At 41.1% G+C, this 14,788-nt stretch carries 10 protein-coding genes; 3 read left to right on the forward strand and 7 right to left on the reverse strand.

Translation table 11 applies throughout. The features are described from left to right. Positions 1 to 237: 237 nt before the first annotated feature. On the reverse strand, positions 238 to 612 hold the full coding sequence (locus tag D0T84_RS12345) for a DMT family protein (RefSeq protein ID WP_163308182.1): 375 nt from the start codon (positions 610 to 612) through the stop codon (positions 238 to 240). Positions 613 to 957: 345 nt separating this feature from the next. Here D0T84_RS12345 and ndk point away from each other — a divergent pair, with 345 nt between their 5' ends. Together ndk and D0T84_RS12355 are read left to right on the forward strand one after the other, a co-directional pair. Next, the gene (gene ndk / locus D0T84_RS12350) at positions 958 to 1,419 is read left to right on the forward strand and encodes a nucleoside-diphosphate kinase (protein ID WP_163308183.1); all 462 of its coding nucleotides are present in this window, start codon (positions 958 to 960) and stop codon (positions 1,417 to 1,419) included. 74 nt (positions 1,420 to 1,493) lie between these two features. Beyond that, on the forward strand, positions 1,494 to 2,450 hold the full coding sequence (locus tag D0T84_RS12355; RefSeq protein ID WP_255495340.1) for a M23 family metallopeptidase: 957 nt from the start codon (positions 1,494 to 1,496) through the stop codon (positions 2,448 to 2,450). Positions 2,451 to 2,566: 116 nt separating this feature from the next. Here the strand turns inward: D0T84_RS12355 and ung are convergent, their stop codons facing one another. From ung to D0T84_RS12380, 5 genes are all read right to left on the reverse strand, one after another. Further along, positions 2,567 to 3,229: a uracil-DNA glycosylase gene (gene ung / locus D0T84_RS12360; protein WP_163308184.1), complete on the reverse strand. Its 663-nt coding sequence runs from the start codon at positions 3,227 to 3,229 to the stop codon at positions 2,567 to 2,569. A gap of 392 nt (positions 3,230 to 3,621) precedes the next feature. Then, on the reverse strand, positions 3,622 to 4,833 hold the full coding sequence (locus tag D0T84_RS12365; protein ID WP_163308185.1) for a hypothetical protein: 1,212 nt from the start codon (positions 4,831 to 4,833) through the stop codon (positions 3,622 to 3,624). 77 nt (positions 4,834 to 4,910) lie between these two features. Next, positions 4,911 to 7,586: a DUF2339 domain-containing protein gene (locus D0T84_RS12370; RefSeq protein WP_163308186.1), complete on the reverse strand. Its 2,676-nt coding sequence runs from the start codon at positions 7,584 to 7,586 to the stop codon at positions 4,911 to 4,913. A 191-nt stretch (positions 7,587 to 7,777) separates the two neighbouring features. Further along, positions 7,778 to 9,274, reverse strand: a complete 1,497-nt coding sequence (locus tag D0T84_RS12375; RefSeq protein WP_163308187.1) for a peptide MFS transporter — start codon at positions 9,272 to 9,274, stop codon at positions 7,778 to 7,780. A gap of 92 nt (positions 9,275 to 9,366) precedes the next feature. Then, a complete protein-coding gene (locus tag D0T84_RS12380) occupies positions 9,367 to 10,518 on the reverse strand; it encodes a HAMP domain-containing sensor histidine kinase (protein ID WP_163308188.1) in 1,152 nt (383 codons plus the stop codon). A 1,254-nt stretch (positions 10,519 to 11,772) separates the two neighbouring features. Between D0T84_RS12380 and glyA the strand changes: the two genes are divergently transcribed. Then, positions 11,773 to 13,053 (forward strand): serine hydroxymethyltransferase, encoded by a 1,281-nt coding sequence (gene glyA, locus D0T84_RS12385; RefSeq protein ID WP_163308189.1) that lies wholly within the window; start codon positions 11,773 to 11,775, stop codon positions 13,051 to 13,053. Between the two features lie 304 nt (positions 13,054 to 13,357). On the opposite strand, the gene D0T84_RS12390 is transcribed toward glyA, so the two are convergent. After that, the gene (locus D0T84_RS12390) at positions 13,358 to 14,677 is read right to left on the reverse strand and encodes an IS110 family transposase (protein ID WP_163308190.1); all 1,320 of its coding nucleotides are present in this window, start codon (positions 14,675 to 14,677) and stop codon (positions 13,358 to 13,360) included. Positions 14,678 to 14,788 lie beyond the last annotated feature (111 nt).

Here is a 14,788-nt window from a genome sequence, read left to right on the forward strand (position 1 = left end):
TCTGCCAATTATCGCAATGATGAGATTATCATCACTTCATTCAGCCGGCAAGCCGATGGTGGGTCGTACGGCGAAGCGGGGCGCAATGCTTTTTTGCTTACTTTTGGAGCTTCGGCCAAAAGTAAGGTAAGCAATCTGTGATTGCGCGCAGGATAAAAAAAGAAAGAACACATAATTTAAACAAAACGAAATACTGATTCACATTACTTATTAATGTTAATGGGTATTTGGTTTTGCTTATTTCTTAAATGCGAAGTACACGGCTCCAATAAGAAATAAGAATGCTATTAAGTGGTTCCATTTCAATGTTTCGTTTTTAAAGGCCAGCGTACTGAACAGTACAAAAATGGTAAGTGTAATGACTTCCTGAATTATTTTTAGTTGCATCAGGGAGAAAGGACCTCCGTTTCCCTGAAAACCTATCCGGTTGGCGGGAACCTGAAAGCAATATTCGAAGAACGCGATTGCCCAACTGAAAAGGATTACACCAAATAATGGCAGGGACTTGAACCATGAATAGTTTTCCATCTTCAGATGCCCATACCATGCGAATGTCATAAACATATTCGAAACGATCAGTAATAATATCGTTGATAATCCTACAGAATTCATATTTCTCTATTTAATAATTTTGCCTTTAGTAATTTGCGCTGCAAAAGTATATTATTTTTTTGAACATATAACTCATCAACTACTGATTGATATAAGCAGTTGATATAACGCTATATATATAAATTAACTACACGCATATTCGTTATATTTAGTTAAAGAAAAATTACTTCGCATATGTAAAACCTCCCTTTTTTAGAGAGATTTCAAATAAAACATGTTGTAAAACATAGTGTAAATGCTGTTAAAATCTGCCTACAAAGAGGCTTTTGAGTTGGCACGGATAAAAATATGTTTTATATTTGACGTCTATATCGTATAAATCTTATTTATTTTCAAAGTACACACATGGAAAAAACCCTTGTTATTCTTAAGCCGTCTTGTGTTCAAAGGACACTGATAGGAGAGGTTATTTCTCGTTTCGAAAAAAAGGGTTTACGGCTGGCGGGAATGAAAATGACGCAATTAGACGACACAATTTTATCTGAACACTACGCTCACTTGAAAGACAGGCCATTCTTTCAACGTGTAAAAGACTCCATGCAAGCATGTCCGGTAATCATCCAATGTTGGGAAGGAATAGATGCAGCGAAAGTTGTACGCTCCCTTATTGGTGTTACTAATGGCAGAGAAGCTACTGCTGGAACAATCCGAGGCGATTTTTCGGTTAGCTCACAAGAGAATATTGTACACGCTTCAGATTCTTCGGAATCGGCAAAAATAGAACTAAAACGATTTTTTAAAGAGAACGAAATTTTTGATTATAAACTATCCACATTATCGAATCTGTATTCGAGTGATGAGATCTAATTTATATTATGAACAATAGTAAGAACATTTTAATCCAGAGCTTCAAACGAATAAGGTTTTTGCCAGTAGCGGCAATGTTATTAATACCAGTAAGTAGTTTTGCTCAAACAAAGACAACAGAAGCCAACTCCGAAAGAGTAGAGCTTAACTACAAACAAAGGCACAGCAGGCAAACCCCTAATTCCAACCTGTACGCAGACGGAATAAAAATAAAGAGAGACCTCTCTATACTTAAAGAAATACAAGAAGAACGCATCCTAGGAGAAAATGAAATCCCGGCAGAAGAACTTTATGGAGGTATATGGAATAATCGTTATGTGAACGCATACCGTTCGATAGAGAATATTCCAGATACATTCAAAGTGAGCCTGGCTAATTTCACTATGCCTACAATGGGATATATTACTTCTAACTTTGGCCCCCGTCGTCGCCGTATGCACTATGGCATAGACCTGAAAGTACAGGTAGGAGATACTATCTATGCCGCATTCGATGGTAAAGTACGCGTAAAGCAATACGAGCGCCGCGGATACGGATATTACCTGGCGCTTCGCCATACTAACGGATTGGAAACCGTATACGGGCACTTATCTGCATTCCTGGTAGAAGAAGACCAGGTTGTAAAATCAGGCGACCCGATTGCATTAGGCGGGAACACTGGGCGCTCTACCGGATCTCATCTTCACTTCGAAATCAGATTCCTCGGCAACCCGATAAATCCTGCAAGAATAGTAGACTTCGACAATAAAGTATGCCATCGGGATACATATACCGTGACACGCAACAGCTACAGCGTAAGCCGCAAAGGTGTTGATGTAAGAAATCTGGCATCTTCATCGGTTACCCGTTCAAACGATAACGTTAAGAATAAATATGCTTCCGGCAAAGTGAAATATCATCGCATAAAGAAAGGCGATACACTGGGTAAAATAGCCCGAGTACATGGAACGACAGTAAGTAAAATTTGCAAGTTGAACAACATCACAACAAAAGCTACATTAAGAGCCGGAAAATCGTTACGAGTTTCATAACATATCTTCTATAAGAATGAAAATGGCGGCAGGATTTTGTCGCCATTTTTGTTCTTTCTAGTTATCTGTATGGGTGTATGTAGTACGTCCATACAGTTAAAATATCAAATTTCTAATTACCATTCTACAGGAGCAATGCCCTTCGATTCAAGATATTTATTAGCCTCACTAAAATGATTATTTCCGAAAAAGCCGTTGTGAGCAGATAACGGAGACGGATGAACCGACTTCAATACAAGGTGCTTGGTTCCGTCTATAAAGGAGGCTTTCTTCTGTGCATAAGCACCCCATAAAATAAAGACCAGATTATCCCTTCCTTCTGCCAGCCGGCGGATTGCCGCGTCTGTAAAAGGCTCCCAGCCTTTCCTCTGGTGCGAACCTGCCTGATGTGCCTGTACCGTAAGTGTAGCATTCAGCAATAATACGCCCTGATTTGCCCAACGGGTCAGATTTCCCGACTGAGGAACGGGGATACCCAAATCCCGGTTTATCTCCTTAAAGATATTAACGAGTGACGGTGGAGCAGGCATGCCATCGGGTACAGAGAAAGATAGTCCGTGAGCTTGCCCGTCGTTATGGTAAGGATCTTGCCCCAATATAACTACCTTCACTTTGTCGAACGGAGTATGCTCAAAGGCGTTGAATATCAGTTTGGCTGGAGGGAATATCTGTTTTGTTTTGTATTCTTCCCGCACAAAATCAGTCAGTTTTACAAAGTAATCTTTTTCAAATTCATCTTTCAACTGTTCTTTCCAACTCTGCTCTATCTTTACATCCATAGTTTATTAAGCTGTATTATGTTATTAAATATTCAGGTTATTTAGCAAGGTATAAAGATACAATATTTTGAATAGAAGTATAAGAGTTATTTAACATTTACAAAACAAACATGTAGAAAGTTATAGTACATGACAAAAACATTAGAGTTATGTCGGATTGTCGCAAAGTGGCACATAGAACTGAACATCATACTTGTAAGGGTAATATAATTCAAACAGCATCTAACCTTTTATTCTGTTTTTTATCATGTGCTTATGAATAAAAAGTGACAAAGGTGACACTTTTTTCAGTGTTTTCGGCTGTTACTTTTTTACCATTCAACATAACTTACAGCTTTATACTATAAGATAATTTTAAGTATAAAAGACAACAGGAATATAAAGAAATACAGCTATTTCTTTTTCCTCATTTCCTTTATCGTCTTGAAGCAGACAAAAGTCAGGAATAAGCCGATCAGGATAATTACGCTCCATAGAAATACAGGCTTTTCTATTAACGACAATTCTCTCTCCTGCGGCGTATCTACGGCATAAGGAACACTGTGCAGGTTGTCTGTTTTCACGATAGGGAGGTCGATAGGAATCTCGTTCTTAAAATGTTCAATATCATATTTAGGTATGCCGTTTTCCGTTATGCCTACCTGCAAATAATAGTTCTGCCCTTTTTCGAGGTACGCGCACAGGTAGCGGTTCAGCCCGTATGCTTTGACAGATACAATTTCCAAAGGAAGGTTATTATTGTTTTCGATGACGATAACCGTATGCTTGCCCAGAGGAAAATTATCCGCGAAAAAAGAATTATCTGTTTTGGAAGACAACCTGAAATTGAAAGACTGCCTGATAATGGTATCAAACATAACGGCATCGCGTAAATAGAAAGCGTCATTCTGAACAGTGATCTCCAACCTGTTGATTTTATACGTATCCTGTATATCGGGAAAACGGATATAGGTCTTCTTGTCCGTACTATCCTTCTTTACGAATTTTCCCGGGTCGATTTCGGTAAACTGCCCGTAGATACTGGAATTTTCGAATTTCCCAACCCGCAAAATCTTCAGAGGGCTTTTCTGATTATTTTCTATCTCTATTTCGTAATACTTATAGTTCCCCTGCGGAATATCGAGCAACAGTACTTCTTCGTTATTCGCCTGCTTATATCCCAGACCCGAAATGGCCGTCTTCTGCTTTACAATATACCACTGCGACAAATCGTTACTGCCCCTTACGCTTGCATATTTGTTTACATCGGCGCTACGGATAACGATATAAAAACGGTCTATATCCTCCTGTCCGGCATTGTCTACAACCACCACATTCAGGCTATCCTGTACCAGGTTTTGCTTCAAGGCGTAGTTTTCAAAACGGCTAACCTCCTGTACCGGACTTACCGAACGCAGGAAATAAGGAATCTCATTATTCTTGCTGTCCAATATCTTCAAATCCGACAAATCCTTTTTAGCCGATTTTGCGATTACAGGCTGGTCGAGTTCTATATTATAATACCCTTTCGCCTCCACCGGGCGGACACTCGCCTGCCAGACCGATTGCCCCTGAATATGAAGTACCAAAAAGGATAATAAGCATGTAAATATTATTTTTTTCATCGTATTCCAATTACAGATTAGGCCCCCTTCCATCCCCCATAGGGGGAGAAGCCTCCCCTTCGGGGAGGTTGGAGGGGCTATTTTGTTTCTTCTTCCTCATCCGCTTTTACCAATGTTTTTATCTTCTGTTGAAGGAATGAAACCAACAATAATATTACTCCCAATACGATAAACGACACAATACGGCCTGCCTGCGACATACGCCATACATCATAGGCATAGAATTTAATGATGATTATCCCGAAGAATATCAGTGATATTTTCCGCAACACCACTTCCTTGCTGTTCAGCCCCCATACCATCAACACCATAGCGATGACACCCCAAAGGATAGGATAGCCGAATGTATGTACATCGTACAATAGCGAATCGTAATTACCTTCATTTCCGAACAGGGATATAACGGTATGATCTAACTCAATACTCAAGATAATTACCGAAACAATAACCAGTCCCCAGCAGAACGGAGTAAACCACTCTTCATGCAGTTTCTTTATATTTCTTACCAGTAAATAAATGACAAGGGCCACGGCCGGTAAAGACAGATAGTGAATAAGGAAATATTTTGGACTGTAATCTCCCGCAAGGAATATATCGAACCTCAACTCTATTGCCAGATAAGAATAAACCACCGCGTATACGCCCGTTGCAATAAAGAAAAGGACATAAGCCAAAGAGCCGGAAGCCATCTTCTTCCGATATACCAAAGATAATACAGCAATATAAACCGTAATATAAGTTGCCATAGCCAGATATCTGAAACTGGACGTATATTCCCCATCGGTAAAACGTCCCAGCTGATAATTCAGTTCCAGATAAGGGACAAGGAATGTTAAACCGATTACAAATATCCTGAATGTGGCAATAATTGACCCAATAGAGAATGTATCAACTCCCCTGATTTCAATCATATCGTCCGGATCTTCCTTCTTTAGCAGGAAAGAACTCAGGATAAAAGCTGCCATAACCACAAGGCCTGTAATAAATATCCTGTTCAGACCAACGGTCAGTTCCAGGTCATAAGCATAGTTGTGTTGTAAATCGATAGCATACGAAATGATAGTCAATACGCTGATTATAATAAACCCTATACTGAATACCTGTATCCGCGATTTTTGCCACAAGAGAAGCAGTATGACCATTTCGGCAGCCCAAAACATCGTTATCACATGCCCGTGAAGCTGTATCGGGATAGCCAGGCTGACAAATGTCATCACAATGCCTATCAGCAAATAAATAAGCGTGCGGTCTACCTCGCTCTTACGGAACAGAGCCAGCATAACAAGGGCGTTCAATGCCGCCAGCGCTATGGTAATGATACCTCTTACATCATATTCGTAATCGTTAAACACGTATATGCAGGCAAGGAATACAAGCAGATTATTGCTTAGGATAAGGAATACCTGATAAGCGGTAACTTTCGGGCCTGTTTTCAAATGGTCTATTATAGCCAGCAGATAGAACTGGATAAAGAATAGCACGGCAAATAATGTCACAAGCCTGAAATCGTACTCCTGAGTTGTCGTCAACAGCCATGTCCAGAAAAATCCGAGCGTAAGAGCATAACAGATAATGCCGATAACACGCCATTTCTTTACAAACGAGACGACCAGCATTCCCGCGTTCAGTATGAATATATATGAGAACAGTACGATATAGTTCCCCGCTCCCGTGCTTACCATCAATGGCGAAGCGAATCCGCCCAGCAGGGAGAAAATCGCCAGTTCCTTACGGTCGTACAGCAAGGATAAGATAACGGAGAATATCGTTATGACGATAAGGATGGCAAAGGCCACTGTCTGGCTAAAGAGTTCATATTCCCTGAATGCCAGCGTTATCGTAATATAGAACACCGATATACCACCCCCGACTAATATGGATGAGAAGACATGATATTTCGCTTTCAACTTATGGGCTATGCCGATAATGATACCACCTGTAAGCAAGCCGATACCCACACGTCCTACTTCATTGATCCAGTCCTGGTCTATGGCGTATTTTACAAAGAAAGCGATACCCAGTACCAGTGTTACAATTCCAACTTTGCTCAGCCAGTTATCACCCAGTATTCTTTCTATAAAGTTCTTATCCAAATCACTATCATATTCTTCCTCTACATTGCTTTCTACAGGGGAAGATTCCCTTATTGGCGGAAATTTATACGGAGGAGGAGTTTCCACTACAACCTTTTCTTCCGGTTCAGTCCGTCCAAAAGCCGCGAATGGAGGAGGAGTTTCTTCGTGAGGTATAGGTACAACAGGTTCTTCCTTTACTTCTTCCTCTGTTTCCACAGGAACCTCCTCTGTTGGCAGTTGCTCATCTGCTGTAACAGGTTCTTCCGGCATTTCCTTAACGATTTCTATCTCCGGCGTTTCTACCGATTCTACGGCAGGTTCTATCTGAGGTTGTCTTTCCGGCTCCGGTAAGGTCCGACCGGCAGCAACAGGCATCTCCGGCTCTTCCGGTTTCGGAGTTTCTTCTTTTACATATTCAATAACGGGAGGTGCTTCAGGAGTAGATATGGGCGCACCCTTCTCCCTTATCTCTTTCAGTGTTTCCAGAATCTCTTTAATTTCTTCTTTCGATGCTGATTGTTGAAGCCGTTCCCACAGCTTTCTGTTTTGCGCTGATAAGTCGCTGTTCAGATAGTCTATGCTGCGATTTATCGAACCTACCTTGCTTAATATTATTATCGGCACAACAGCTATAGCAATCAATATCACAAAAACTATAAAGATCAAGAACTCTTCCATAAAGTATTTTGTTAAGAATTATTCCGTAAAAATAGGCTAAATATTGAAAACACAAGTATTTTTATGGAGAAACTGATTATATCTATTCCCCTTACTGCATAAAAAAGAGGCTTTCTGTACAGCCTCCTTCCTATTCCAATCGTTAATTATCAACCGCCAACTATTAACTGTTGACTGCTGACTGTTAACTGTTAACTGTTAACTGATTTATCGTCCAGCCGTTTCACCACCTGCCCATATATCACAAGGGCAATAGCCGAAACAAGCCCAATGGCAAAAAAGACATACCACAGATAGTGCGCGTTAGCCGTTGCCGCCGCGTAATCCGCCGCAAAGTTTGTCGAATTGGCAAACCTCTCTGACAGAGGATCGGGGCAAAATGCCTCAAGCAGGAATCCGGCTACAATAAAGCTGACTAATGATGAGACGAACGAATGCAGATGGCTGAACCCCAGATAAAGTCCCTCCTCCCCTTTGGGCGACTGCAAAGAGAAATACTCGAGGAAACGCGGCGAGATAAAGCACTCGGCCAGAGCCTGAAAAGCGATCCCGACAATCAGCATAAGGGTAATGGGATGTATGGTTACCTGCCCGAACAACGAAATAGGGTCATTACCCATCATATTTCCCGTAGCCATTATCAAGGCTGACAAAGGAATAATGAACATACCCACCATAATGGACGACAAAGGCGACCTCTTTTTCATTATGGTAGTTACCAGATTAACCAAAAGGAATACCACAAGCGGGTTTACGTTGGCTATCCATCCCGGAGACGCGTCCTGCCCTACCATACGGATCACATACTTAGGCATGGAAGCATACATCTGCTGCTGCACGATCCAGAATCCGCTGGTAATAAGTATAAGGGCAACCAGGCGCCCGTTCTTACAGACCTTAATCAAGGCCTGCCATATTTCGGAAAGGCTCTTTCCCTGTCCCGCTGTCTGGGTAGACTTATACATAAAGAAGACAACCACCAAGGCAATCAAGGTCATTGTAGCCGAAAAATAGTTCAGGTAAACAAGCCCCTGATCCCCAATACTCTTACGAAGCGGGTCTACAACTGTCTTTCCCGTAAAGGCGCCTATATTTACCATCATGTAGAATATAGCGAATCCCCTGGCACGGGTTTCCGCCGTTGTTTCCTTGGCTACCGTACCCGAAATCACGGACTTGATAAAAGCGCCTCCGACTACGATGAAAAGCAGGATGGGAACAATAGTCCATTGCTGAACGCTTTCCCTCAACCCCGTAAATGTGGTCAACCGATCGAAGTTTCCTACGCCTATGGAAGTAAAGAAAGAACGGAACGTCTCTATAATCCAGCTGGAATCTTTCGCGTCGGCACCCAGACCGACAGCATTGGCAGCCCCGTATTGTACCAGTCCCGCACCTTCGAGAAGGGTAGGCACGGCTCCCAGCCCCAAGTATCCTATGGTAAGGAGGGCGAAGGCTATCATTATGGCTTTCCGGAAGCCTATCTTATCGGAGTATGCCCCTACAAATGTGGGAAGGAAATACAACAACGCAGAAAAACAGCCGGCTATAACACCCGCCTGCACGTCATTAAATCCCCAGATACTGGAAAGATATAAGGTTAGTGAAATGAAAATAGCGTAATACGCCAACCGCTCCAACAGCTCGACAGTGTTGGCAACCCAAAAGGCTTTTGAAAATTTAGTCATCAGGCTTTAAAGAATTGTTAAAATTTGAACGAATTGCCACAAAAATAAGAAAATTCTCCGGCTTGCAAAGACTTCCGTCTTTCATCACAACACTATTCAACCTTTTTTAACTCTATACAAAAAGTTGTACCGACACCGATCTCCGATGATTTCACATAGATGCGGCCTCCATGATAAGATTCGATTATCCGCCTGGCTAATGAAAGCCCAAGCCCCCAGCCACGCGACTTTGTCGTATATCCGGGATTAAAGATTGTCCTGAACTTCGATTTGGGTAAGCCTTTTCCCGTATCCTCTATTTCCAGACAGATCATCTTCCCTTTTTCTGATAATGTGTATGTTATCTTACCCTGCCCTCCCATCGCGTCCACCGCGTTTTTGGTCAGGTTTTCTATTACCCAGCTTAGCAACGGCTCGCTCACTTCGGCATAGAGAGCCGTTCCGGGTAAAGCCAATGAGAAAACCACCTTTCTTGAGATGCGCTTTTCAAGATATGAGATTGACCGCTCTACGATATTCGTCATATCTTCCTTATCCAGTGTCGGGGTGGAACCGATCTTGGAAAAACGGTCTGTTATCATTTGCAGCCTGTTCACGTCTTTCTCCATATCGTTTACAATGGCCCGGTCGGTCTCTTTCAATTTCAGATATTCCAACCATGCCAACAGGGAGGATATAGGTGTGCCCAGTTGATGCGCCGTCTCTTTGGATAGCCCTACCCAAAGGCGATCCTGCTCCATCTTCATCGTAGTAAACAAGGCGAAGAAAGCTGTAATCATAAAGATAAACAGTACCCCTAACTGCACATACGGGTACAATTGCAATTGCTTCAGCGTATACGAATCGTCATAGTAAATATACTGGTCGAAGTCTTCTACCTCGATAATGATAGGTTCGTGCTTTTTCCTGAAACCGTCGGCTTTCTTCTTTAAGAACGCCTGATCGTCAGTTTCAGGCAACTCGATATTGGCCGAGGTATAGAAGTTTACCTTCTTGTCATATAATATTACGGGAATGGTGGTGTTGCTTTTCAGTATCTGAGCAACCAGATTCATATTCAGATTCTCCGTATTACTGGCCATTTCCTTTGTTGCTTCCGCCCATATTTCAATCTTATTCCGCTCTTCATTCGACAGGTTTTCGACCAGAAAATGAGATACAACAAGTGAAGCCATCACGATAAGGATAGCTACAGCAATAAAGAGATACCTCAATAATGTCTTATTATTCTCGAACAGTTTCATTTAACCTTACAAAAGCTTTATATAAAACGTATTTACTCCTGATATATTTTGGATTCATCACTTATATTAAAAAATTCCGGTATCTGATTTTACTAAAAAAGTGACAAAGGTGACACTTTTTTATTGTTTTATAATGTAACCTTTTTCTTTCCTATATTTTCTATACTGTCTATTTCTGCGCAGCCCCTCCCCTACAACAAGACTACCTGTATAAGATAATTTTTCTCCGGAATAAATACAGTTAAGTAATCTATAATAATGCGAATCAAGGGTTGCTCCGGATTGAAGTATACTATTATAAATCAATCTTCTCTTTTGCAGTCAGGATTCTAAGTCCACGAAGTGGGCTAATCATGGATAACTACGGGTAAAACCCGTGGAAAAATCGGATAGGGAGAGGCCGTCTCCGTAGGAGGCGAATGGCATTTATTTTTGCTATTTGCCTCCTACAGAGACATATTTTCCAGCCAGTCCCTGCCACGGGTTTTGCCCGTGGTTATCCACCTTCAGTCCCTTCGGGACAATAAGTTACTGTGTTTTTTAACCCTTGATTCGCATTAATAATTAACGCAACATTCTCTTTGTCATCCTGAGGCACGAAGGATCTCGTTTCTCAAAAGCAAAATAGACAAGAGATGCTTCCTCTCGTCAGCATGACAAGAACGAGTATTATGTTGCAATAAATACTTTCCATCACTTATCATCTTCTTTCATAGTAACTGTTTAAATTTTATTCGTTCCAATTTTTAGAGATGTTTTAGAGATGCTTATTTACATACGCTTCGCTCCTGTAACCTCTGGTTGAGTTGAGAGAATGAAAAAAATAGCCAAAAAGAAACTAAAAATGAACGAAAAAAGAATTAATAATAAAATAGAGTTTATATTCAATAAAAGAGTAAGATGCATATTTTTAGGAGTTTTAGTTGCCACGACTTTCAAGTCGTGGATAATAATACAGATAGAAAACGACTTTAGTCAAAACATTTTGGCTAAAGCCATTATCTGATTAGACTATTATCCTCCAGCTAAAGCAGGAGGCAATTAAATCACAGAGAATAAACCATATATAATCTTATTGAATATAAACTCTTATATTTTGGTAAAATTTAAACAGACTCTAATAATAAGTTCTGTCGGCTAAGATACAAACTTGAATTTAAATCTTAAAAATTAATAGAAGAAAGACTATTATTCAAATTACTAAAATAGTTACCTTTGTCCGATAATTTATTTACCTCATAATTTTATCCGTTTATGAAAAGAGATACAGCCATTTTTGATATTATCGAAAGGGAATATCAGCGACAACTGAAAGGAATAGAGTTAATAGCCTCGGAAAACTTCGTCAGCCAGCAAGTAATGGAGGCAATGGGCTCATGCTTAACCAACAAATATGCCGAAGGTTATCCGGGTAAAAGATATTATGGGGGATGCGAGATAGTAGACCTCAGCGAACAACTGGCTATCGACCGCCTGAAAGAAATATTCGGCGCCGAATGGGCAAACGTACAGCCACACTCGGGTGCGCAGGCTAATGCCGCCGTATTTCTTGCCTGCCTGCAAGCCGGAGATAAGTTTCTGGGATTGAACCTTTCGCACGGAGGACACCTTTCACACGGTTCTCCCGTTAACTTTTCGGGGTTGATGTTCCATGCACTGGAATACAATGTAAGACAAGATACGGAGCAGGTAGACTATGAGCAACTGGAACAAGTGGCCCGTACCGAGAAGCCCAAACTAATAATTGCGGGAGCATCCGCTTATTCACGCGACTGGGACTATGCGCGCATCCGTAAGATTGCCGATGAAACAGGGGCTATCTTTATGGTAGACATGGCTCATCCGGCAGGACTTGTAGCGGCAGGTTTATTGAACAATCCGCTGCCTCATGCACATATAGTGACTACTACAACTCACAAAACGCTTCGTGGCCCACGCGGAGGCGCAATCCTTCTGGGCAAAGATTTCGAAAATCCTTGGGGCAAGAAAACGCCGAAAGGAGAAATCCGCATGATGTCGGCTCTGCTCGACTCTGCTGTATTTCCCGGTATTCAGGGAGGGCCTCTTGAGCATGTAATAGCTGCGAAAGCCGTTTCGTTTGCCGAAGCACTAGACCCTTCATATAAAGTTTACCAGACACAGGTAAAGACCAATGCTGCCGCAATGGCTAAGGCTTTTACCGACAAAGGTTATAAAGTGGTATCGGGAGGTACAGACAACCACTCCATGCTGATAGACCTGCGCCCTAAATTCCCTGAACTGACAGGAAAAGTAGCGGAAAAAGCGCTGGTAGAAGCAGATATCACTACAAATAAAAACATGGTTCCATTCGATAGCCGCAGCCCGTTCCTGACATCAGGATTACGATTCGGTACTCCGGCCATTACCACACGCGGAGCCAAAGAGCCGCTGATGGGAGAAATAGTGGAAATGATAGATACCGTACTTTCCAATCCGGAAAATGAGCAGACCATAAAATCCGTACGTGAGAAAGTGAATGCTATAATGAAAGAATATCCGTTATTTGCATGGTAAAACAGAAATTTTATTAAATAAATAAAAGAGGGTGTCTCAAAAGTAAAACATCTCTATCAAATTGTTACTCTCTTTGTCATTGCCTCGCCTTCGCTTCGGCGAACGTTGTTTCTGAGTGCAACGAAGAATCTCGACCTACCAGATACGAGATGTTTGACTCCGTCGATTTTGACTCCGTCGATTTTCAATTCAATTCACTCCGTTACCAATGACGTCATTTAAATTATATCCGTTTTGACAATCATAAAATTGTGTTTTTTAGCTAGTTTACCCATAAGTCTTATTTCGNTACCAATGACGTCATTTAAATTATATCCGTTTTGACAATCATAAAATTGTGTTTTTTAGCTAGTTTACCCATAAGTCTTATTTCGTTAGCATTGACCTGTTCAATATATTTGTTAGCTCCTGTTTCTACATAATCAGCACCTTTGGTGAGAGCATTATAGAAAGCCTCTGCTATTTTTCGAGCACCAGCTTTAATAGCGACTTTGGATCCTTTCTTTCCTTTTATCCGTCTGATAAAGGCTCCGATAGCATTGTTTTTGCTTGTCAACAAACTTTGAGCCGATTGCCTGAAGATCAGTCCGGCATTATTAGACTTTGATTTTATTCTTTTTTTCATTTTCCCACTCTGTTTACTCTTAGGACTTAAACCAACCCAGCTTACAAAATGCTTCTTTGTCGGAAAGCGGCTCATATCGTTGCCTACTTCAGCTAATAAGCGGAGCATTGTACTATCATTAATTCCACTTATGGTAGTCAGGTTTACCCCGCCATACAACTGAACCATGGTTTTATGTAAATCCTCAATCTGCGGATTATGGTGGCGCGAGGGTTGGCTCTTACTTGTTACTACAATATGGGTATTATCCTGATTGATTTCATCCAATAGGCTACCAATGGCTTGTTCCATGCTGTTAATAATTTGTTGGTGTTTTTCCCATAAACTAAGATTTTCTGCCAGGCACAATAAATAGGACTCACTGTAGTTACCTTCAAGGGATTTTTTTACTTCTTCCCGTTTTTTGTTTAATATCCGGCTGTCACATAAGAGCACCAATTTATGGGCATCCCTTTCACCTGACAAGATCGCTTTTATAATCCGAAGCCCACTGGCTCCATGGATTTGGGAGATAACATTATGTAATTTAATGTTCATCAATTCCAGATATTTTTGCATCTTGTTAACATAAGTACTACCCATATCTATCAAGTCCATGCGTTCGCGAACCAAAACCCGCAACTCTTTGAGCTTACCTTTTGCAACGATACTTTCACGCAACAGGCCTGCACAATACAATTTTTGAATCCACTGGCTATCTTTTACATCTGTCTTGCGACCCTTTACCTGCTGAACTTCCCGTGGATGAACAAGGCAGACCTTCAGCCCATTGTCTTCCAATATCGAGTATAAACTCATCCAATATACTCCTGTAGCTTCCATGGCCACTGAACTGATACCATTGTCTTTCAAATATTGACAACATAAATGATAATCGCTGGTAAAAGTCTTAAACTTCACTACTTGCAACCCATCAAGGGAAACATAAATCTCACGCGAACCGATATCTATACCGGCTCCATTGGCATGAATTTCTTCAAATTTGATTACTTTTGACATAATGTATTGTTTTTGAAAACTCATGGCTCAAAGAAGTAAACAGGCATAAAATGCAAGTATGCTACCATCCGGGAATTATTCTTTTTATCAAGAGAATCACCAATATTTGGT

This window comes from Dysgonomonas sp. 521 (genome assembly GCF_010501055.1).
Classification (GTDB): domain Bacteria; phylum Bacteroidota; class Bacteroidia; order Bacteroidales; family Dysgonomonadaceae; genus Dysgonomonas.